Source organism: Leifsonia sp. Leaf336, assembly GCF_001423695.1.
Classification (GTDB): Bacteria; Actinomycetota; Actinomycetes; order Actinomycetales; family Microbacteriaceae; genus Leifsonia.
The window spans coordinates 1,816,353-1,836,701 of record NZ_LMOZ01000001.1 but is presented as its reverse complement, the minus strand read 5'-3'; the positions used below and the strand labels follow the sequence as shown (position 1 = coordinate 1,836,701).

Below are 20,349 nucleotides of genomic sequence, written 5' to 3'. Positions count from 1 at the left end.
GGGCGGGTCAGACCGCGCGGGCGATCGCGCGTCCGGCCTGCCTTCCCGAGAAGAGGCAGCCGCCGAGGAAGGTGCCCTCCAGCGCCCGGTAGCCGTGCACGCCGCCACCGCCGAAGCCGCTCGCCTCGCCGGCCGCGTACAGTCCGGGCACGGGTGTCCCGTCTGCCGACAGCACGCGACCGTCGAGATCCGTCTCGATGCCGCCGAGGCTCTTGCGGGTGAGGATGTGCAGCTTCACGGCGATCATCGGCCCCGCCTTCGGATCGGTGAGCTTGTGCGGCGACGCGACCCGGATGAGCTTGTCTCCCCGGTATGCGCGGGCGGCCCGCACCGCGGCGAGCTGGAGGTCCTTGCCGAAGTCGTTGTCGAGCTCCCGGTCGCGCTCGCGCACGTGGCGGGTGACGAGGTCGAGGTCGAGCGGCACCTCCGAGAGCCGCTGCATCCCGGCCAGCAGCTCGTCGAGCGTGTCGGCCACGACGAAGTCGGCGCCCTTCTCCTTGAAGGCCTCCACCGGGCCGGGCGCTCCCGGGCCCACCCGCTTGGCGAGCAGCCCGAAGTCCTTCCCGGTCAGATCCGGATTCTGCTCGCTGCCGGAGAGCGCGAACTCCTTCTCGATGATCTTCTGCGTGAGGATGAACCAGCTGTAGTCGGAGCCGGTGCGGCGCAGGTGCTCCAGAGTGCCGAGCGTGTCGAAGCCGGGGAAGAGCGGCGCGGGGAGGCGGTCGCCGCAGGCGTCGAGCCACAGGGACGACGGGCCGGGGAGGATGCGGATGCCATGGCGCTGCCAGATCGGGTCCCAGTTCTGGATGCCCTCGGTGTAGTGCCACATCCGGTCTCCGTTGATGAGACGGGCGCCTGCGGCCTCGGCGATGCCGAGCATGCGGCCGTCCACGTGGGCGGGCACGCCGGAGAGCATGAAGTCCGGGGGAGTGCCGAGCCGCTCGGGCCAGGCCGCGCGCACCAGGTCGTGGTTGCCGCCGATCCCGCCGCTGGCGACCACCACGGCGGGCGCGCTCAGTTCGAAGTCCGCGATCTGCTCGCGGTTGCTCGGCGCCCCGCGACCGGCAGCGTCGGGCTTGAGGATCGCGCCCCGCACGCCGGTGACCCGGCCGTCCTCGACGACGAGTTCGTCGACGCGGTGGCGGTGCAGCAGGCGTGCCTGCCCGGTGGCGGCGGCCTCCTGGACGCGCCGCGCGAAGGGCTCCACGACGCCGGGTCCGGTTCCCCAGGTGATGTGGAAGCGCGGCACCGAGTTGCCGTGGCCTCCCGCAGTGCCGTCGCCGCGCTCGGCCCAGCCGACGACCGGGAAGAACCGCACTCCCTTCTCGTGCAGCCACGCCCGCTTCTCGCCGGCGGCGAACTGGAGGTAGGCCTCCGCCCAGCGCTTCGGCCAGTGGTCCTCGTCACGGTCGAACGCGGCGCTGCCGAACCAGTCCTGCCGGGCCAGTGCCAGCGAGTCGTGTACGCCCATGCGGCGCTGCTCGGGCGAGTCGATGAGGAACAGACCGCCGAACGACCAGAACGCCTGACCGCCGAGGGAGGCCGCCGGTTCCTGATCGACGATCGTCACGGTCTTGCCCGCGTCGAGCAGCTCGCTCGCGGCGACCAGTCCGGCGAGGCCTGCGCCCACCACGATGCAGTCGGGTTCGGGTGTCATGGCGTGTCTCCTTCGGCACGTCGGGGGAGGAGCCGGGCTGCTCCTCGAGGCGGGATCACTCCTCGAATGTGTTGACCATAGCGAACGCCGCGCGCTCCAGGTAGCTCCAGAGGGTCTCCTCCTGCAGCGGAGGCAGACCCAGCTCGTCGACAGCGACGCGCATGTGCGCGAGCCAGCGGTCGCGTGCGTCGGGGTTCACGCGGAACGGGTTGTGCCGCATCCGCAGGCGGGGGTGCCCGCGCTCCTCGCTGTACGTGGTCGGACCTCCCCAGTACTGCTCGAGGAAGAGCGTCAGGCGCTCGCGGGCCGGCCCGAGGTCCTCCTCGGGGTACATCGGCCGCAGCACGGGGTCGTCGGCGACCCCGCGATAGAAGGCGTCGACGAGCCGGACGAACGTGTCGTGGCCGCCGATCTGGTCGAAGAACGAGCCGCCGGAGGGGGATCCGATCGGGATTGTCATGTCACTCCGAGGGATGTTCGTCGGGCGCGGTGGGCTTCGGTGTGCGCGGCTTGGGTGGCGTTGCGGGCTTCGCCGTCGCCGCGCCGTCGTGCGGCGTCTCGATCGCCGGACGGATGCGGATCGCACCAGGGTCGGTGGCCGGTCTGGGCGTGCGCTTGGCCGCGGCGCGCGCCTTGCGACCCGTGAGGGGCTTCTCAGGCACCACGGGGGTCGGACGCGTGCGCGGGGGCTTGGCGCCGTTGACGCTGCCCGCGCTGTCGAACCCGGTGAGCACGACGGCCGAGAGCGAGGGCAAGGTGACCCCCAACTCGTCGGTGGCCTGCTTGAGGCGCAGTCGCAACTCGCGCGAGACGTCGTCCTTGGCGGTCGTGCGTGTCTTCAGCACGAGGCGGATCACCATGGCATCGGCCGAGACCGACTCCAGCCCCCACAACTCCGGCTTGTCGAGGATCCGGGAGCGCCACTTGGGGCTGGTGGCGAGGGCGTTCGCCGCTTCGAGCATCTTGGTCTGTACGGCCTCGATGTCGGTGTCGTAGGGCACCGCGAGGTCGATGATCACGCGGGACCAGCCCTGCGACATGTTCCCGACTCGCAGGATCTCGCCGTTGCGGACGAACCAGAGCGTGCCGTTGACGTCACGCACTTGGGTGACCCGGATGCCCACGGCCTCCACCACGCCGGTGGCCGAGCCCAGATCGACGACGTCGCCGACGCCGAGCTGGTCCTCCATGACCATGAAGAGGCCGTTCAGCACGTCCTTGACGATGTTCTGGGCGCCGAAACCGAGACCGGCGCCGATCGCGGCAGTGAGGAGCGCGAAAGACGTGAGGGCGTCAGGAGCGAAGACCTGGATCACCAGGATGATCGTGATGATGCCGATCGTCACGTTGACGATGTTGCTGAGCACCGATCCGAGCGTCCGCGTGCGCTGCACGACCCGTACGGCCGCAAGCGGAGACGCCACGAGCGCCTGCGTGTCGGTGACGCTCTGGCCCTTCTTCACCCCGCTGACGATCTGCCGAACGATGCGGCGGATGATGACACGGAGGATCCAGCTGAGGACGAAGGCGCCGACGACGATCCCGGCCGCGTGGACGAGGTTCCATCCCGCCTGGGTCGCCCAGACGCCGAGGTTGGTCCAGAAGTTCGCTTTCAGAATTCCCATACGTCCGAAATCCTATCGAGTGGGTCCTTGGCATCCCCTGGACCCTGCGGCGTGGTCAGCGCTCGACGAGCCCGTTGTCGTAGGCGAAGATCACCGCATGCACGCGGTCGCGCAGCTGGAGCTTGGCCAGCACGCGACCCACGTGCGTCTTCACGGTCGACTCGGTGAGGAAGAACTTGGCGCCGATCTCTCCGTTCGTGAGACCGTCGGCCATGGCGAGGAGGATCTCGCGCTCGCGCGGGGTCAGGGCGGCGGCCGGGTCGACCCCGGTCGGTGCGCCGCCGGAGGCCGGGAGCCGGTCGGCGAAGAGCTCCAGCATCGCGCGGGTCACCCGGCCGCTGACGGCGGCGTCGCCGCTCGCGACCGAACGGATCGCTGACGTCAGCTCGGACGGCCGCGCATCCTTGAGCAGGAACCCGCTCGCTCCCGCGCGCAGGCCGCCGAAGGCGTACTCGTCGAGGTCGAAGGTCGTGAGGATGATGATCCGCGCGGCCGGGTTGGCGGCGACGATGCGCCGGGTCGCCTCGATGCCGTCGAGGGCCGGCATGCGCACGTCCATGAGGATCACGTCCGGCCGGGTCTCGACGGCGAGCCGGACCGCCTCCGCGCCATCGGCCGCCTCTCCCACCACGTGGAGGTCGGGTTCGGCCTCCAGCACCATCCGGAAGCCGAGACGCACGAGCGCCTGGTCGTCGACGAGGAGGATGCGCACGGGACGGTCGAGGGCGGGCATGGGGTCGGTCATTCGTGACTCCTGGGTTCTGGCTGTGGTGCCGGTTCTGGTTCTGCGGCCGCTGCGGGCGCGGCCGCCGCCGCGGCGGAGGGTCGAACGGTTGGGATGTCGGCGACGACGCGCCAGCCGCCGCCGCGACGCGGTCCCGCCTCCAGCGTGCCGCCGTACAGGGCGACGCGCTCGCGCAGGCCGAGCAGGCCGCTGCCCGAGCCCTGGAGCGAGCCGGTGTGCACGGTCGCGTCGTCCTCCACGACGATGCGGATGCGGTCGTCGCCGAACTCGATCGTCACGGAGACCTGGGTGGCGAGAGCGGCGTGGCGGAGGGCGTTGGTGAGGGCCTCCTGCACCACCCGGAACACGGTGAGCTGCTGACCGACGTCCGTCGGCGCGGCGCCGGAGACGGTGATGCGCACCGGGAGACCGGCCGCCCGGAAGCGCTCGACCAGTTCGCCGAGCTCGCCGAGGCCGGGTTGCGGGGCGTGAGCGGCGGCCTCCTCGTCGCCCGGGCGAAGCACGCCGAGCAGGCGGCGCATGTCGCCGAGCGCGCTGCGGCCGGTCTCGGCCACGAGTCGCATCGTCTCAGCCGAGCGCTCCGGTGCGGTGGCGGCGAGCCCGGCCGACCCGTCGGCGAGCGTGATCATCACTGTCAGGCTGTGCGAGACGATGTCGTGCATCTCGCGAGCGATGCGACTGCGCTCGGCCGCGGTGGCGATCTCGGCCTGCTGATCGCGCTCGCGCGCGAGCTGGCGTGCGCGGTCGATGAGAGCGCGGAGGTAGCGGCGCCGGTTGCCGACGTTGGTACCGACGAGCACCGCGACCGTGCAGAAGGAGAGGGCGGCGAATCCGGAGGGGATGGCCTCCGTCGAGAGCGGCGCGAAGTCGTGGACCGAGACCACGATCTCGGTGACGCTGAGGACGCCGATGGTCGCGACGGCCGTGATCGCGTAGGCGATCCACGCCGAGCGCGCCGAACGGTACACCGCAAGGGCGTACAGGGCGAAGACGGTCGGCACGAAGTCGACGTTGCGGCCGACGAAGACGCTCAGCACGAGCACCGTGAGCGCGATGGCGAAGACGATGCGGGGAGACCGGCGTCGGGCGAAGAGGGCCACGCCGGCCACGGTCGCGAGGACCACCCGCAGCGCCACCGACCAGCTCGGGTCCCTGACCATCTCGACGACGCCTTCGGCCAGCGCCGGCACGAGATAGACGGCGACGACGAGGGAGTCGACGAGCAGAGGGTGCGCGCCGAAGTAGCGCCGCACCGCCCCGGGCGGCCTCGGGAGTTCGAGGTCGGCCGGGGCGGCGTCGGGAGCGGTCACCGGGGAGGTCACGCGTCCCGTCGCTGCAGCAGGATCGCGCCCACGATGAAGGAGACGGCGGTCCAGATCACCACGGTGAGGATGTTCTGCCACGGCTCGAGGGAGCCGTTCGCCAGGCCGGCCAGGCCGTCGCCGTTGTTGCTGATCAGGTAGTGCGACCAGTCGGCCAGCCAGGTGACCTTGGGCAGCAGCCCGACGGCGACCTGGACGAGGATCGGCAGGAGGAACAGCACACCGACCACCGCGGCGATTCCGCCTGCGCTGGCCTTGATGATCGTTCCGAGGCCCAGAGCGAAGACGGCGATCAGGCCGAGATAGACAGCCCCGCCGAGAATCGACCAGAGGGTGGAGGCCTCGAACAGCTCGCGCTCGTAGCCCTTGCTGCTCATGACGCCGATCGCGATCGACCACGACGCCGCGAGGCTCACCAGGCCGATCACGAACGAGACGACGAAGAGCATGATCGCCTTCGCCGCGAGGACGGGGAAGCGGTGCGGAACCGCGGCGAACGACGAGCGGATCATCCCGGTGGAGAATTCGCCGCTGATCGCGAGGACACCCAGCACCGCCACCACGAGCTGGGCGAATCGAAGCCCGAAGGTGGCCGCCGTGGCGACGATGTTGTTCAGATCGAGGGTCGCACCGCGCGGTCCGGACTCGGTCGCGAGGGTCGTGGCGGACGGGATCGCGAGGCTCAGCAGCGCGGCGAACCCGACGACGAGCACGACCACGCTGATCAGCGTCCAGAACGTTGAGCGGAGCGAGCGGAGCTTGATCCACTCCGAGCGCAGCACGCGCGGGAAGCTGAGCCGGCCGATCTCCGAGTGCTGGTGGGGTGCGGCGGCGGTTGCGGCGCTCATCGGGTGACCTCCGAGTGGTATTCGACTTCGTCCTGGGTGAGTTCGAGGTAGGCCTCCTCGAGGGAGGCGCTGAGCGGCGTGAGCTCGTGGAGCGCGACGCCCGCCGCAGCAGCTGCGTCGCCGATCTGCGCGGCCGAGAGCCCGCTGATCTCGAGCAGTTGGGCCTCGACGCCGGTGACCGTCACGTCGGGACCGTTGATCGCGTTGACGAGCCGCTCGACCTCCGGTGTGCGCACGCGGACGGCGCTGCGGGTAGCACCGGCGAGGATCTGGTCGACAGGTGCGTCGGCGAGGATGCGGCCACGGCCGAGCACGATGATGTGGTCGGCGGTCTGCGCCATCTCGCTCATCAGGTGCGAGGACAGGAACACGGTCCGGCCCTGTCCGGCGAGGTGGCGGGCGAACTGACGCACCCAGAGCACGCCTTCGGGGTCGAGGCCGTTGACCGGCTCGTCCAGGATCAGCGTGGCCGGATCGCCGAGCATCGCGACGGCGATGCCGAGACGCTGGCCCATGCCGAGCGAGAAGCCGCCGACGCGCTTGCTCGCCACCGACTCCAGACCGGTCAGCGCGATGACCTCGTGGACGCGGTTCTTGGAGATGCCGTGCGTCGCGGCCATCGCCAGGAGGTGGTTGTAGGCCGTGCGACCGGTGTGCACCGCCTTCGCATCCAGCAGCGCACCGACTTCCCCGAGCGGCGAACGCAGCTCGCCGTACCGCTTGCCGTTGATGGTCGCGGTGCCCCGGGTGGGGCGGTCGAGGCCCATGATCATGCGCATGGTGGTGGACTTGCCCGCGCCGTTCGGGCCGAGGAAGCCGGTGACTTTGCCCGGCTGGATCGTCGCCGAGATGCCGTCGACAGCGGTCTTGCTGCCGAAGGTCTTGGTGAGGTTGTCGAGTTGGATCATGAGACCGAGACTAGGGCCGTCGTGCCGGCCGCGTCATCGAACCGCGGTACGACCTGCGGACGGGCCGTATGGCCCGGCAGTGCGAAACGGGGGCCGCGGCTCGGAACGAGCCACGACCCCCTCGGCCGGTGCGGTGCGGGTCAGCCGGCGTCGCGGGCCTGCGCCGCGAGCGCGCGCTCGACACCGGCCAGGTTCTCCACCACGAGGCGGCGCAGCGCGGCCGGCTCGGGATTGGCGTCGAGCCAGGCGCGCGTCGCATCACGGAGCGCCGCGTTCGCCAGCGGCGCCGGGTACATTCCGGCCACCAGGTACTCGGCGATCTTGTAGGTGCGCGAGGTCCAGACCTCCTGCAGCGCCGCGAAGTACGGCTCGACGAACGACGCGAGCACCTCCCTGTCGGCGGCGCGCTGGAAGCCGAGCCCGGTGAACCGCACGATCGTGTTCGGGAGGGCGTCGGAACCGAACACCGAGTCCCACGCGGCCTGCTTGCCCGCGAGCGTCGGGATGGAGGCGCGGGCCTGCGCTGCGAACTGGGCGCCGTTGGCGGTGTTGTCGGCGGCGAGCGCGGCATCCACCTCGGCGTTGCCCGCTGCGCCGCCGGCGACCAGGGCGACGAGCAGCTCCCAGGCTAGGTCGGTGTCGACGGTGAGTCCCTGCAGTGTCAGCGAGCCGTCGCGCAGTCGGGCGACGACGGCGAGCTGATCCGGGGTGGAGGCGAGTGCCGCGAAGAACTTCACGAACTGGAACTGCGCGTCGCTGCCGGCCTCGGCGTGCTGCGCGAGCTCCCAGAGCGTCGAGGCAGCCTCCTCGCTCGTCTGCTTCTGACGCTCGGGCGCCACGTAGCTTCCGGCGGCGAGCACCAGCTGGTTCAGCGTGGTGCGCAGCGTCGTCGACTCGGTCTCGGAGGCGATGTTGCCGAGCACCAGGCGCACGTAGTCGCTCGCGCTCGACTCGGCGTCGCGCGTGGCATCCCACACCGCGCCCCACACCAGCGACCGCGCGAGCGGGCTCTCGATCGACGAGAGGTGCTCGAGAGCGACGCGGTGCGACTCGTCGTCGAGACGGATCTTCGCGTAGGCCAGGTCGTCGTCGTTGAGGAGCACGAGCGCCGGACGCTTCGTGCCGACGAGCTCGGCGACCTCGGTCCGCTCGCCGTCCACGTCGAGCTCCACACGGGAGGTGCGCACGAGCCGGGCGTCGACGAGGTCGTAGAAGCCCACGGCCAGGCGGTGGGGGCGGATGGTCGGGTAGTCGGCCGCGGCGGACTGCAGGATCGCGAACGCCGTGATGGTGCCGTCCGCGTCCACCGCGATCTCCGGGCGCAGGGTGTTGACGCCCGCGGTCTCCAGCCACTTCTCGGACCACTCCGTGAGGTCGCGGCCGCTGGTGGCCTCCAGCTCGACGAGGAGGTCGGTCAACTCGGTGTTGCCGTGCTGGTGCTTCTTGAAGTACTGCGCGACGCCCGCCAGGAAGTCGTCCTGGCCGACCCACGCCACCAGCTGCTTGAGCACCGACGCGCCCTTCGCGTACGTGATGCCGTCGAAGTTGACCTGCACGTCCTCCAGGTCGTTGATCGTCGCGACGATCGGGTGGGTGGAGGGCAGCTGGTCCTGCTTGTACGCCCAGCTCTTCTCCATGGCGGCGAAGGTCGTCCAGGCCTCGGTCCACTCGGTGGCCTCCGCCGTGGCGAGGGTGGAGGCGTACTCGGCGAACGACTCGTTCAGCCACAGGTCGTTCCACCACTTCATGGTGACCAGGTCGCCGAACCACATGTGCGCGAGCTCGTGCAGGATCGTGACGACCCGGCGCTCCTTGATGGCGTCGGTGACCTTCGAGCGGAAGACGTAGGTCTCGGTGAAGGTGACGGCGCCCGCGTTCTCCATCGCGCCCGCGTTGAACTCCGGCACGAACAGCTGGTCGTACTTCTCGAACGGGTAGGCGTAGTCGAACTTCTCCTCGTAGAAGGCGAAGCCCTCCCGGGTCTTCTCGAAGATGTAGTCGGCGTCGAGGAAGCCCGCGAGGCTCTTGCGCGCGTAGACGCCGAGCGGGATGGCGCGGCCGTCGCGGCTGGTGAGCTCGCTGTGTACCGACTCGTACGGGCCGGCGATCAGTGCCGTGATGTAAGAGGAGATGACCGGGGTGGGGGCGAACGACCAGGTCTTCGTGCCCGCGCCGGCCTCCACGGGCTCGGGGGTGGGGGAGTTGCTCACGACCGCCCAGTGCGCGGGGGCCGTGACCGTGAACGTGAACTGCGCCTTGAGGTCGGGCTGCTCGAACACGGCGAACATGCGGCGCGAGTCCGGCACCTCGAACTGCGAATAGAGGTACACCTCGCCGTCGACGGGGTCGACGAAGCGGTGCAGGCCCTCACCGGTGTTCGTATAGATCGCGTCGGCGTCGACCGTGAGCTCGTTCTCCGCCTGCAGGCCGTCCAGCTGGATGCGCACACCGTCGGCGACGACCGCAGGGTCGAGCTCGACGCCGTTCAGCACGACGGAGTGGACGGTGCGGGTGATCGCGTCGATGAAGGTCGAGGCACCCGGCGTCGCGGTGAAGCGAACGGTGGTGGTGCTGCGGAAGGTCTCCGGACCCGTGGTCAGGTCGAGCGCCACGTCGTAGCTGTGGGTGCGGACGAGCGACGCGCGCTCCTGGGCTTCGATGCGGGTGAGGTTTTCTCCGGGCAACGCTGACTCCTTGAAAAGCGGTTTGGGGTGTGGATCGTGTCCACCCGATCCACCTTAGTGAGGTCGCGCCGCGGGTGCTGCGGCGGCGTCGGCGGCCTTCCCTAGACTGTGAGCATGCGCATCCACATCGCCACCGATCACGCCGGTCTCGAGTTCAGCACGCACCTCCAGCAGCACCTCTCGGAGGCCGGCCACGAGGTCGTCGACCACGGTCCGGCCGGGTACGACCCGATCGACGACTACCCGGCGTTCTGCATCAACGCGGCCAAGGCCGTCGTGCGCGACCAGCAGGCCGGTGTGGAGGCGCTGGGAGTGGTGTTCGGAGGCTCGGGCAACGGCGAGCAGATCGCCGCGAACAAGGTCCTCGGCGTGCGCGCGGCCCTCGTCTGGAACGAGAGCACCGCCCGGTTGGCGCGCCAGCACAACGACGCCAACGTCATCTCGATCGGCGCACGCCAGCACACCGTCGAGGAGGCCACGCGCTTCATCGACATCTTCATCGCCGAACCGTTCTCGCTCGAAGAGCGGCACGTGCGACGGATCGCCCAGCTCGCCGAGTTCGAGGCCACCGGCGACATCGCGGGCAAGAACGTGGACCGCTGATGCCCGAGGGTCACTCCGTCCACCGCATCGCGAAGCAGTTCGCCGTCAACTTCGTGGGTCACCGTATCGCGGTGTCCTCCCCGCAGGGCCGGTTCGCCGCCGATGCCGCGCGCATCGACGGACACGTGATGGTGGCGGCCAAGGCCGTCGGCAAGCAGATGTTCCTGGAGTTCGACAACGACCTCTGGTTGCGCATCCACCTCGGCATCTACGGCGCGTGGGACTTCGCCGGCGACATCAGCATCGATCCGACCATCGCGAGCGCGAACGGGCGGGTGGGCCAGACCAACCAGACCGGCACCGTCTTCGATGAGGCCGGCGAGAACTCCCTGCACTCGATCGGCGCCCCGCGCCGCACCCGGCTGCGCATGTCGGAGTCCGAGAAGGTGGAGGCCGATATCGACGTCTTCCCGCCGGAGCCCGTCGGCCAGGTGCGCGTCCGCCTCCTCAGCGACACGGCCGTGGCCGATCTCCGCGGGCCGACCGCGTGCGAGGTGCTCGACCCCGCCGAAGTGGACGCCGTGATCGCCAAGCTCGGGCCCGACCCGCAGGTCGACGACGGCCCGGAGGCCGAGGAGGCCTTCGTCGCGAAGGTGCGCAAGAAGCCGACCGCCATCGCTCTGCTGCTCATGGATCAGAGCGTCGTCAGCGGCATCGGCAACGTCTACCGCGCCGAACTGCTGTTCCGCGCCCGGCAGAACCCGCACACGCCGGGCAAGCTCGTGCCCGAGGAGACCGTGCGCGAACTGTGGCGCGACTGGGTGCACCTGCTGCGGATCGGCGTCGAGACCGGCCAGATGATGACGATGGACGACCTCGACGAGGAGTCGTACCGCAAGGCGATGGCCAAGCGGGAGGACCGGCACTGGGTCTACAAGCGCGAAGGACTGCCCTGCCGGGTCTGCGGCACGCACATCCTCATGGAGGAGCTGGGCGGTCGCAAGCTCTACTGGTGCCCGAAAGACCAAGCCTAGGAGGCCTCCGATGCGTCAGAATCCCAGCTTCGCCCTCGGAGAGCGCGCCGAGATCGAGCGGATCATCCGCGAGAACCCGTGGGGAACGTTCGTCAGCAACGCGTCGACAGGTCTTGTCGCCTCGCACTACCCGGTGATTCTCGACGACACGCGCGACGAGCTCAGCATCGTCAGCCACGTGGGCCGGCCCGACGAGCAGTTGCACGAGCTGGGGGAGCACGAACTTCTCGTCATCCTCCAAGGCCCGCACGGCTACATCTCGTCGTCGTGGTACGACGCCGACCCCGCGGTGCCTACGTGGAACTTCGTGGCGATCCATCTTTCGGGCGTGCCCGAGATCCTGAGTGCGAGCGAGAATCTCCAGGTGCTCAAGAAGCTCGTCGACCACTTCGAACGCGAGCTGCCGAACCCTCGGCAGATGCGCGGCACGCTGGAGGACGAGCGCTATGCCGAGCGCATCTCGTCCGGCACGGTCGGCCTGCGCCTGACGCCGACGAAGATCGTCGCCAAACAGAAGATGAGCCAGAACCGGCCCGATCACATCGTCGACTCGATCATGGCCGAACTCGGTGGCGACTCGGGCTACGCGAGCCCGGCGCTGCTGCGCGAGATGCAGCTCGTGCACGACCGCCGACGCGCTGCCCGGTGAGCTTCGTTCTGGCCGGCGCTCGGCTGCCGGGCTCCGATCGGCTTGTGGACGTGACGGTTCGTGATCGGTCGATCGCGTCCATCCACCCGGCCGGGGTGCCGGGCGAACGGAGCCTCGAACGCATCCCTCTCGACGGGCGCTGGCTGGTCCCCGGACTGTGGGACCAGCACGTCCATTTCACGCAGTGGGCGCAGACGGCGCGGCGGCTGGATGTGTCGCGGGCATCGTCGGCCGAGGAGGCCGCATCGCTGGTGCGAGCGCGAACCGCAGCGGACCCGGGAACGGACGTGCTCGTGGGCTTCGGTTTCCACGACGCGCTCTGGCACGACCTCCCGAGCCGCGAGCTGCTCGATGCGGCAGCGGGTGACCGACCGGTCGTGCTGATCGCCGGCGACCTCCACTGCTCGTGGCTGAACTCTGCCGCGATGGCCCGCTACGCGCCCGGCGTGGAGGGTGCCCTGCTGCGCGAGGACGCGAGCTTCGCCCTGACGAGCGCGCTCACGCCGTCGGACGAGTCGATCCTCGACCGCTGGGCGTCCGACGCGGCCGACGGGGCGGCGACGCACGGCGTCGTCGGGATCGTGGATCTCGAGTACGGCTGGAGCCTCGAGACGTGGACCAGGCGCATCGCGGCAGGCGCTCGATCGCTTCGCGTCGAGTTCGGCGTCTACCGCGACCGGATGACCGACGCGGTCGGCCTCGGCCTCCGCACCGGCGAACCGATCGAGGGCACCGACGGCCTCCTGACGATGGGCCCGTTCAAGGTGATCTCCGACGGCTCGCTCAACACCCGCACGGCCCTCTGCCTGCACGCGTACCCTGGCGGCGGGCACGGCGTCGCCAACCTCACGCCCGATGAGCTCCTGGCCGATCTGCGGTTCGCCGCTGCGAACGGCATCGAACCGGCCGTCCACGCGATCGGCGACGAGGCGAACCGGCGCGCGCTCGACGCGTTCGAACAGCTCGGGGCATCGGGCCGGGGAGGTCAGATCGTGGGTCGCATCGAGCACGCGCAGCTCATCGATCCCGCCGACATCCCGCGGTTCGCCGCCCTCGGCATCGCGGCGAGCGTCCAGCCCGAGCACGCCATGGACGACCGCGACGTCGCCGACCGGCTCTGGGCCGGGCGCACGCGCCACGCGTTTCCCCTCGCGTCGTTGCTGGCCTCCGGCGCTCGCCTCGCGTTCGGCTCCGACGCGCCCGTCGCACCGCTCGACCCGTGGGCGGCGATCGCTTCGGCCGTCGGCCGCACGCGCGACGGCCGCGAGCCGTGGCATCCCGAGCAGCGCATCCCCGTGGAGGCCGCCCTCGACGCGTCGACCCGATCCCGCGTCGCCGTCGGCGAGCCCGCCGACCTCGCGATCATCGAGCGCGACCCCTTTGCCGCGACCCCGGACGAGCTGCGCGCCATGCCCGTCGCCGCGACCCTCCTCGCCGGCCGCTTCACCCACGACACCCTCTGAACGCGACGCCCGCCTGAGACGCCGAAGGGCACGTTGTCGTCCCTTTCGACGTCCGAAGGGGACAACAACGTGCCCTTCGGCACGCGTCGAGCGTTACTCGCTGATGTGCGCGAACAGGAACCAGCGGTCCTTGTCGAGACCGCGGGCGATCTCGATGGCGACGTCTTGGCTGGTCTGGTCGAGCTCGTCCAGCTCTGCGACCGCGGTGTTGACGCTCGCGAGCGCGGCGTCGATCTGAGCGATAACTTCGGCGATGGTCTCGTTCGACGGCCGGAAACCGGCCGTGAGCTCGGAGGTGGTGGTCTTGGCCGCGACGGTGCCGAGCCGTGCGTCGACGGGGAGGCCGAGGGCGACGATCCGCTCGGCGGCCAGGTCGGCCCACTCCTGAGCGTGGTCGACGATCGTGTCGAGCAGCTCGTGCACGCCGATGAAGTTGGCGCCGCGCACGTGCCAGTGCGCCTGCTTGCCGTTCACGACGAGGGCGGTGAGGTCGATGACAACGGGGGTGAGGAACTGCGCGACCCCTGCGGCGACGTCGGGGTTCGAAACGCTCTGGCTTGCAGCGATGTCCGTCATGGTGGCGTCCTTTCTTCTGCCTGACCACAACGCTACTGCGCGCCCGGAATTCCGCAACGAAGCTGAGGCTGCGCTTACGAAGGCGACCCTTGGTCGGGTTAACCCCCGCACGGATCCGGCGGCGGGCGGGATGGGGTCGACCCTGGCGCGAACGGGAGGCTGGACCCATGAACGAATCGACCACCGCGTCCCTCCCCATGGGGAGCATCGAATCCGCCGGGGCGTCTGCCAGTCTGGACCCTGTGACCGTCTCCTCCGCCCCTCCGACGACCGCCGAGCGCACGACCTACGGGTCGCTGTGGCGACGTGTGCCGCGGGAGCTCGGCTTCCTCCTCCTGACGATGCCGATCGCGATCATCGGGCTGTCGGTGCTCGCCTCCCTGTTCTGGACGGGCATCGGCACGGTCGTCATCTACGTCGGCTTCTTCATCGTCGTCGCGACGTTCTATGTCGCGCGGGCGTTCGGCACCGTGGAGCTGACGCGCCTCGACTGGGCGGGCGCCGCGCCAGTCCCGAGGCCGGTGTGGGAGCCCGCCGACCGACCGCGCACGTTCTGGCGTGCGATCTTCGGTCCGTGGGCGAACGGCCACTACTGGCTGTACCTCTTGCACGGGATGATCATCAACCCCATCGTGAGCGTGATCAGCTGGAGCATCACGATCACCTGGACCGCCGGTGCGCTCGGTGGCCTGACCGGCTGGATCTGGCTGGGCTTCATCCCGACCGGGAACCGGGACTTCTTCCTCTCCCGTGTGCTGGCGGATTCGATCTTCGGCATCCACTCGACGTTCGATCCGGTCGCCGGCGACCGCGTGCTCTACCTGATCTTCGGCGTGATCTTCGCCGTGACCCTGCCGTTCGTTACCCGTGGCCTCACCCTCCTGCACCACGCGATCGCGCACGGGCTCCTCGGCGCCTGGCGCTCGGAGGCCCTGGAGCGGGAGGTCGCCGACCTGTCCGCGCAGCGCGGTGCGGCGGTGTCAGCGGAGGACCAGTCGCTGCGTCGTCTGGAGCGCGACCTCCACGATGGCCCGCAGCAGCGCCTGATCCGCCTGCAGATGGACATCGCCTCGGCCGAGCGCAAGCTCACGGACGACCCGGAGGCCGCCGCGGCGCTGCTCGCCGAGGCGCGCAAGCAGGCCGGCGACACCCTGGAGGAGCTGCGGGCGCTGTCCCGCGGGTTCGCACCGCCGATCCTGCAAGACCGGGGCCTCCAGGCCGCCGTCGACTCGCTGGCGGCGCGCAGCACCATCCCGACGACCGTCGAGTCGTCGCTGCAGCCGGGGGAGCGGTTCAGCCCGGAGGTGGAGCGCAACGCGTACTACGTGCTGGCCGAACTGTCGGCGAACCTGGCGAAGCACTCGGGGGCGACGGCCGCGCGGCTCGTGCTCGACCGTGCCGTCGACGAGGCGGGACGCGCCTGGCTGGCGGTGTGGTTGACGGACAACGGGAACGGCGGCGCGACGATGGTCGCGGGTCACGGCCTCAGCGGCCTGGCCGAGCGCGTCCACGGCCTCGGCGGCGAGCTCGTCGTCGACAGCCCGGTCGGAGGCCCGTCGCGGATCGGGGCGCGCATCCCGCTCGCCTGAGACGGCGGCGCGCCCGAGTCGGGCAATAGGGTGGTGGCGTGCCTGCCACCACCCCGCTCCGTCTCGTCGTCGCCGACGACTCCGTGCTGCTGCGCGAAGGCCTCGTGCGCCTCCTCGACGAGGCCGGGTTCGAGACCGTGGGCGCGTTCGGCGACGCGGAGTCGCTGCTCGCCGCCCTCCCGTCGCTGCAGCCGGACGTCGCCATCCTGGATGTCCGGATGCCTCCCACGTTCCGCGACGAGGGCGTGCGCGCGGCGCTCGAGCTGCGCTCGTCGTTCCCCGGGGTGGGTGTGCTGCTGCTCAGCCAGTACGTGGAGGGCACCTACGCGCAGGAGCTGCTCGCGAGCGGCCGCGGAGGCACCGGCTACCTCCTCAAGGACCGCGTGGCCTCCCTCGACGAGCTGCGCGACGCCGTGACCCGCGTCGCCGCCGGCGGCACCGTGCTCGACCCGGAGGTGGTGCGCGAGCTGCTGGTGCGCCGCACCGACCCGCTGGAGTCGCTGACCCCGCGCGAGCGCGATGTCCTAGGCCTCATGGCGGAGGGCCGCACGAACGCCGCCATCGCGGCGCGTCTGGTCATCGGCGTCGGTGCGGTCGAGAAGAACGTGACGTCGATCTTCCAGAAACTGGGGCTCGAGGACTCGGGGGACGACCACCGGAGGGTGCTCGCGGTGCTGGCGGTGCTGCAGCGGTGAGACGACGGTGGCGGCAAAACGTAACCAACAGGCGGCAGCGGAACCTTGTCCGGATTCGACGACATCACCAGGAAGGGCCGGGAATTCTTGAACGACGCCAACGTCAAGAACGCTTAGTGTTCCGAAAAGGCCGAAGGCATCAGCGACAACCTGCTCGACGGAGTCGGCAGGGCGACCGCTAAAACCCATGGGGCAGGATCAACACGGCGCGCGAAGTTGCGTATAAGCACATCGGGAACGAATAGCACTGTAGATGAAGTCGAGAGCACACGAGAGTGGTTCATTGAGTCGTCGATGGCTCACGGCAGGTGGAGATAATCTTGCAGTTCGCTACGGGTCATAGCGCTTGCCCATCTGGACACTAAGAGTGCGGACTCCCGTCTGAGTCCACGGTGGGATCGTTTCGGTTGTGTACTCCCACTCGAAGGGCGTGTCGGCGTTGAAAACCGCCGAGAATCCCTGACTTGAATTCATGACGGCCGGCGGGAACACTGATCGGGAGCTGACTAGGGCAGGGGTATAACCCAACCGGTCATCAATTACCCCGGTGTCGCGGAAAAAGCGAAAGCTCGCTGGACTCTCTGGAGGCAGAGCAGGCAAGCACACCGACATAACGTCCGAACCAACTCGGCTACCAGGAAGGTCCGCCACAGATCGGATCGCTCCTACAAGCGACCGTTCTACCTCGTCGCGACCGAACGGGTCGCTTTCCGCAAGCAATTCTTGATTTATCGCCTCGCAATTCAGGAGATCGGCTCGACCGATCCCCGCGATAGCCCAGCGACGACTCGGGTCTCGAAATCGGAGCCTGGTCGTTGGCCTAATCTTGCATCTGGCGCCTTGAACCCCAGAGTGCGTCAACTGCCAGATGAACGCGGTCGGACGTTTGCTGTTGCGTAGTCGACGGGGATATCCCCAGCCACAGATCATCAATTCAAGCCGTTGACGTCTCCCAACCCGCTGAGAGGATGGAAACTCGCGCTCGACGCCGCCGATGACTCTGTCGCGAACGTCTCCGAGCCAAACAGGGGAGACTCCGCCGAATTGAAAGGACGTGAACGGTTCCTTCGCCGCGGTTATTTTTCGGACCAGCCACTCAGAGGTGGGTTCACCCCGAATGTGCGCGAGGCCCGCATAACCTAGTACTGCGCGTCCATTTCTTGCTTCAACGACGATTGTCTTATTTGAAGTTGCGTCCCACGGGTCGGTGTTGACGGTCAAAAGGCGGTCACTGCACTGAACTATCGACGCTTCGCTTACGAAAGCCACGTGCAGGGTCATGAAGCCGAGTATCGCCGTCGCTAATGCCACGGTGGAATAGGCGTCCGGTTTTTGGATTTCCTCATTTTGGATTTGCGAGAGCAATGAGTCATCCACGTTCGGCCGATGAGTAGGTTCTGGCTATGGATATCGGGTACGCCCTAGAACAGATCGAACGACACATATGGCTTCGCGAGCGCGTCCCGCTGCCGCCTGATGAAATGCGCGCAAACAGGAAGACCCGGATTCGGGGAACTTCAACCGAGCTTCATGACAGCGACAACGCAATACGCGCAATCGCCGAAGCCATTTACGGTCAAAGTCCCCGCTGGATCTCGAGCGATTTCGTGTACACGTTGAAATGGGAACTCACGGAGGGCGACGAAGTGAGGTCCAAGCTGGGGCTCGACGCTCCTGCTCCGACCTTCAACGCGAACTCTCTTCACCCTTGGGTGTGGGATGCCGCTCGCCCACACTGGCTTAGTGGGAATCACGACGCAGCAGTATGGGCGGCCGCCGTGAACGTGAATTCTCGGCTCCAACAGAAGGTGGGTCGATTCAACCTTGGGGAGACAAGGCTTTTGAATGAGGTGTTTAGCCTTCACGCGCCTGAAGCCAATCGTCCGCGTCTGAGGCTGGTAGACGACGTCAACCCCGACCTCTTCAAGGATGTTCATCTCGGAGCGGCTGCGCTTGGGCACGGACTCTACTCAGCCGTGCGGAATCCGCTCAATCATGTGGACGCGGACATTCATCAGATAGGAGAGGCCGAAGCCCTAGAGGCTTTGGCAGGGTTCAGCTTGCTCTCGCGCTGGATCGATCGGGCACGCGTGGTCGCCTCAAGCTGATGGAGGCGTCCAGAGGAGAGGTCGCTCAATCTGGGAGCGCGTAATTCGGAGGGGATGACGGGAATCGAACCCGCGTAATCAGTTTGGAAGACTGAGGCTCTACCATTGAGCTACATCCCCGAAGGCCGCCCTGAGCGGACGGCCGTCGACCATCGTAGTACACGCGGGCGACTGCTCGCGTGCAGTAGACTTGCGCACGGTCTTTCGCACCGCTTGAAGCCGGGGCGTAGCTCAGCTTGGCTAGAGCGCCCGCTTTGGGAGCGGGAGGTCGCAGGTTCGAATCCTGTCGCCCCGACGAGGACCTCGTTCCTTGCGAGTAGACCATCGTTCGATCATCAGGAGAACCCAGACATCGTGAAGACCACGGTCGAGAAGCTCAGCCCCACCCGCACCAAGCTCACCATCTCGGTGACGCCGGAGGAGCTGGAGCCGTCCATCAAGCACGCTTACGAGCACATCGCCGAGCAGGTGACCATCCCCGGTTTCCGCAAGGGCAAGGTGCCGCCGCCCATCATCGACCAGCGCGTCGGCAAGGCCGCCGTGCTGGAGCACGCGGTCAACGAAGGTCTCGACACCTTCTACCGCCAGGCGGTGGAGGAGAACGACGTGCGTCCCCTCGGCCGTCCGGAGGCCGACATCACCGAGTGGCCGAACGAGAAGGACTTCTCCGGCGACCTGCTGCTGACCATCGAGGTCGACACGCGGCCCGAGATCACCCTTCCCGACTTCAGCGACCTCACCCTCACCGTCGACGCGGCCGAGGTCTCGGTCGACGACGTCGAGGAGGAGCTCGACCGTCTGCGCAGCCGCTTCGGCACGCTCGTCACCGTCGACCGCCCGGCCAAGTCGGGTGACTTCGCCCAGATCGACCTGGTCGCCACCATCGGCGACGAGGAGGTCGACACCGCCGCGAACATCTCCTACGAGATCGGCTCCGGCGAGCTGATCGAGGGCATCGACGAGGCGCTCGACACGCTGACCGCCGGCGAGACCACCACCTTCGAGGCCCCGCTCATGGGCGGCGACCACGAGGGCGAGAACGCGCAGATCACCGTCACGCTCAACGCCGTCAAGGAGCGCGAGCTCCCGGAGGCCGACGACGACTTCGCGCAGATCGCCAGCGAGTTCGACACCATCGGCGAGCTGCGCTCCAGCCTCCGCACCCAGGTCGAGCGCGCCAAGGCGTTCGGCCAGGGCACGGCCGCCCGCGACCAGCTGGTCGACAAGCTCCTCGAGCTGGTCGAGATCCCGGTCCCGGCGCAGCTCGTGGAGGACGAGGTGCACCGTCACCTCGAGCAGGAGAACCGTCTCGACGACGACACCCACCGTGCCGAGGTGACCGAGTCGAGCGAGAAGACCTTCCGCACGCAGATCCTCCTCGACGAGGTGGCGCAGACCGAGAACATCAAGGTCAGCCAGGACGAGCTCACCCAGTACCTCGTGCAGGGCGCCGCCCAGTACGGCATGGACCCGAACGAGTTCGTCAAGATCCTCAGCGAGAACGGCCAGATCCCGTCGATGGTCGGCGAGGTCGCCCGCAACAAGGCCCTCGCGATCATCCTCGGCAAGACCGAGGTCGTCGACACCGACGGCAAGAAGGTCGACCTCTCCGAGTTCGTCGCCCTCCCCGAGAGCGACGACGAGGCAGCCGACGACGAGGCCACCGCAGACGAGGCCACCGACGCCGCTGCCGAGGCTCCGGCCGAGGAGCCGGCCGCCGAAGAGAAGCCGAAGAAGCGCGCCGCCAAGAAAAAGGCCGAATAGCACACGCTTCCGCGTAAGGCCGGGCACCCGACGGGTGCCCGGCCTTTGTGCTGTCGGGCTGAGGACTAGGGACGCAACACGCCGTCTGCCACCATGGGGAAGCGGCGTGTTGCGTCCCCTGTGCACGCGCAGAGAGGAG

Annotated in this window: 17 protein-coding genes and 2 tRNA genes; 9 read left to right on the top strand and 10 right to left on the bottom strand. The window is 68.7% G+C overall.

Translation table 11 applies throughout. The features are described 5' to 3' along the window. Window positions 1-7: 7 nt before the first annotated feature. The 8 genes from ASF88_RS08815 to pepN form a co-directional block, all read right to left on the bottom strand. Window positions 8-1,657, bottom strand: coding sequence for an FAD-binding dehydrogenase (locus ASF88_RS08815; protein WP_055916456.1), 1,650 nt, complete (start codon window positions 1,655-1,657; stop codon window positions 8-10). A gap of 55 nt (window positions 1,658-1,712) precedes the next feature. Next, the gene (locus ASF88_RS08810; protein WP_055916454.1) at window positions 1,713-2,117 is read right to left on the bottom strand and encodes a globin; all 405 of its coding nucleotides are present in this window, start codon (window positions 2,115-2,117) and stop codon (window positions 1,713-1,715) included. A 1-nt stretch (window position 2,118) separates the two neighbouring features. Further along, window positions 2,119-3,282: a mechanosensitive ion channel family protein gene (locus tag ASF88_RS08805; protein ID WP_055916452.1), complete on the bottom strand. Its 1,164-nt coding sequence runs from the start codon at window positions 3,280-3,282 to the stop codon at window positions 2,119-2,121. A 55-nt stretch (window positions 3,283-3,337) separates the two neighbouring features. Then, window positions 3,338-4,027 (bottom strand): response regulator, encoded by a 690-nt coding sequence (locus tag ASF88_RS08800; RefSeq protein WP_055916450.1) that lies wholly within the window; start codon window positions 4,025-4,027, stop codon window positions 3,338-3,340. Next, window positions 4,024-5,349: a sensor histidine kinase gene (locus ASF88_RS08795; protein ID WP_235493343.1), complete on the bottom strand. Its 1,326-nt coding sequence runs from the start codon at window positions 5,347-5,349 to the stop codon at window positions 4,024-4,026. The genes ASF88_RS08800 and ASF88_RS08795 overlap by 4 nt, the downstream gene beginning before the upstream one ends. Then, the gene (locus ASF88_RS08790) at window positions 5,346-6,197 is read right to left on the bottom strand and encodes an ABC transporter permease subunit (protein ID WP_055916447.1); all 852 of its coding nucleotides are present in this window, start codon (window positions 6,195-6,197) and stop codon (window positions 5,346-5,348) included. The genes ASF88_RS08795 and ASF88_RS08790 overlap by 4 nt, the downstream gene beginning before the upstream one ends. Then, window positions 6,194-7,105 carry an ABC transporter ATP-binding protein gene (locus ASF88_RS08785; protein WP_055916445.1) on the bottom strand — a complete coding sequence of 304 codons (912 nt, stop codon included), beginning with the start codon at window positions 7,103-7,105 and terminating at the stop codon, window positions 6,194-6,196. The genes ASF88_RS08790 and ASF88_RS08785 overlap by 4 nt, the downstream gene beginning before the upstream one ends. Window positions 7,106-7,245: 140 nt before the next feature. Further along, on the bottom strand, window positions 7,246-9,789 hold the full coding sequence (pepN, locus tag ASF88_RS08780) for an aminopeptidase N (protein ID WP_055916443.1): 2,544 nt from the start codon (window positions 9,787-9,789) through the stop codon (window positions 7,246-7,248). A 114-nt stretch (window positions 9,790-9,903) separates the two neighbouring features. Here pepN and ASF88_RS08775 point away from each other — a divergent pair, with 114 nt between their 5' ends. Genes ASF88_RS08775 through ASF88_RS08760 form a run of 4 tightly spaced genes read left to right on the top strand, consistent with a single transcriptional unit; the run spans window position 9,904 to window position 13,478 of the window. Continuing rightward, the gene (locus ASF88_RS08775; protein ID WP_055916440.1) at window positions 9,904-10,392 is read left to right on the top strand and encodes a ribose-5-phosphate isomerase; all 489 of its coding nucleotides are present in this window, start codon (window positions 9,904-9,906) and stop codon (window positions 10,390-10,392) included. After that, window positions 10,392-11,366 carry an Fpg/Nei family DNA glycosylase gene (locus ASF88_RS08770; RefSeq protein WP_055916438.1) on the top strand — a complete coding sequence of 325 codons (975 nt, stop codon included), beginning with the start codon at window positions 10,392-10,394 and terminating at the stop codon, window positions 11,364-11,366. The genes ASF88_RS08775 and ASF88_RS08770 overlap by 1 nt, the downstream gene beginning before the upstream one ends. A gap of 10 nt (window positions 11,367-11,376) precedes the next feature. After that, window positions 11,377-12,015 carry an FMN-binding negative transcriptional regulator gene (locus tag ASF88_RS08765; protein ID WP_055916436.1) on the top strand — a complete coding sequence of 213 codons (639 nt, stop codon included), beginning with the start codon at window positions 11,377-11,379 and terminating at the stop codon, window positions 12,013-12,015. A gap of 50 nt (window positions 12,016-12,065) precedes the next feature. Continuing rightward, window positions 12,066-13,478, top strand: coding sequence for an amidohydrolase (locus tag ASF88_RS08760; protein ID WP_235493342.1), 1,413 nt, complete (start codon window positions 12,066-12,068; stop codon window positions 13,476-13,478). A 93-nt stretch (window positions 13,479-13,571) separates the two neighbouring features. Here ASF88_RS08760 and ASF88_RS08755 read toward each other — a convergent pair whose 3' ends face one another. Continuing rightward, complete coding sequence (locus ASF88_RS08755) at window positions 13,572-14,054, bottom strand: Dps family protein (protein WP_055916432.1); 483 nt, start codon at window positions 14,052-14,054, stop codon at window positions 13,572-13,574. Window positions 14,055-14,221: 167 nt separating this feature from the next. Here ASF88_RS08755 and ASF88_RS08750 point away from each other — a divergent pair, with 167 nt between their 5' ends. The 3 genes from ASF88_RS08750 (at window position 14,222) to ASF88_RS20060 (ending at window position 18,446) form a co-directional block, all read left to right on the top strand. Then, complete coding sequence (locus tag ASF88_RS08750; RefSeq protein WP_235493341.1) at window positions 14,222-15,643, top strand: sensor histidine kinase; 1,422 nt, start codon at window positions 14,222-14,224, stop codon at window positions 15,641-15,643. A 38-nt stretch (window positions 15,644-15,681) separates the two neighbouring features. Continuing rightward, window positions 15,682-16,338 carry a response regulator transcription factor gene (locus ASF88_RS08745; RefSeq protein ID WP_055916427.1) on the top strand — a complete coding sequence of 219 codons (657 nt, stop codon included), beginning with the start codon at window positions 15,682-15,684 and terminating at the stop codon, window positions 16,336-16,338. Window positions 16,339-17,741: 1,403 nt separating this feature from the next. Continuing rightward, on the top strand, window positions 17,742-18,446 hold the full coding sequence (locus ASF88_RS20060; protein WP_082518813.1) for a TIGR02391 family protein: 705 nt from the start codon (window positions 17,742-17,744) through the stop codon (window positions 18,444-18,446). A gap of 49 nt (window positions 18,447-18,495) precedes the next feature. Here the strand turns inward: ASF88_RS20060 and ASF88_RS08740 are convergent. After that, window positions 18,496-18,566: transfer RNA gene (locus ASF88_RS08740), tRNA-Gly, on the bottom strand. Between the two features lie 100 nt (window positions 18,567-18,666). Here ASF88_RS08740 and ASF88_RS08735 point away from each other — a divergent pair. Together ASF88_RS08735 and tig are read left to right on the top strand one after the other, a co-directional pair. Next, window positions 18,667-18,741: transfer RNA gene (locus ASF88_RS08735), tRNA-Pro, on the top strand. 59 nt (window positions 18,742-18,800) lie between these two features. Continuing rightward, window positions 18,801-20,210 carry a trigger factor gene (gene tig / locus ASF88_RS08730; RefSeq protein ID WP_055916425.1) on the top strand — a complete coding sequence of 470 codons (1,410 nt, stop codon included), beginning with the start codon at window positions 18,801-18,803 and terminating at the stop codon, window positions 20,208-20,210. Window positions 20,211-20,349: the final 139 nt, after the last annotated feature.

Bases quoted from the DNA above. Each gene is read 5' to 3' on its own strand.
- ASF88_RS08810 (WP_055916454.1), bottom strand. From the start codon at position 2,117: ATGACAATCCCGATCGGATCCCCCTCCGGCGGCTCGTTCTTCGACCAG.
- ASF88_RS08775 (WP_055916440.1), top strand. From the start codon at position 9,904: ATGCGCATCCACATCGCCACCGATCACGCCGGTCTCGAGTTCAGCACG.
- ASF88_RS08765 (WP_055916436.1), top strand. From the start codon at position 11,377: ATGCGTCAGAATCCCAGCTTCGCCCTCGGAGAGCGCGCCGAGATCGAG.
- ASF88_RS08755 (WP_055916432.1), bottom strand. From the start codon at position 14,054: ATGACGGACATCGCTGCAAGCCAGAGCGTTTCGAACCCCGACGTCGCC.
- ASF88_RS08805 (WP_055916452.1), bottom strand. From the start codon at position 3,282: ATGGGAATTCTGAAAGCGAACTTCTGGACCAACCTCGGCGTCTGGGCG.
- ASF88_RS20060 (WP_082518813.1), top strand. From the start codon at position 17,742: ATGGATATCGGGTACGCCCTAGAACAGATCGAACGACACATATGGCTT.
- ASF88_RS08790 (WP_055916447.1), bottom strand. From the start codon at position 6,197: ATGAGCGCCGCAACCGCCGCCGCACCCCACCAGCACTCGGAGATCGGC.
- ASF88_RS08785 (WP_055916445.1), bottom strand. From the start codon at position 7,105: ATGATCCAACTCGACAACCTCACCAAGACCTTCGGCAGCAAGACCGCT.
- ASF88_RS08800 (WP_055916450.1), bottom strand. From the start codon at position 4,027: ATGACCGACCCCATGCCCGCCCTCGACCGTCCCGTGCGCATCCTCCTC.
- ASF88_RS08770 (WP_055916438.1), top strand. From the start codon at position 10,392: ATGCCCGAGGGTCACTCCGTCCACCGCATCGCGAAGCAGTTCGCCGTC.
- ASF88_RS08815 (WP_055916456.1), bottom strand. From the start codon at position 1,657: ATGACACCCGAACCCGACTGCATCGTGGTGGGCGCAGGCCTCGCCGGA.
- ASF88_RS08750 (WP_235493341.1), top strand. From the start codon at position 14,222: ATGAACGAATCGACCACCGCGTCCCTCCCCATGGGGAGCATCGAATCC.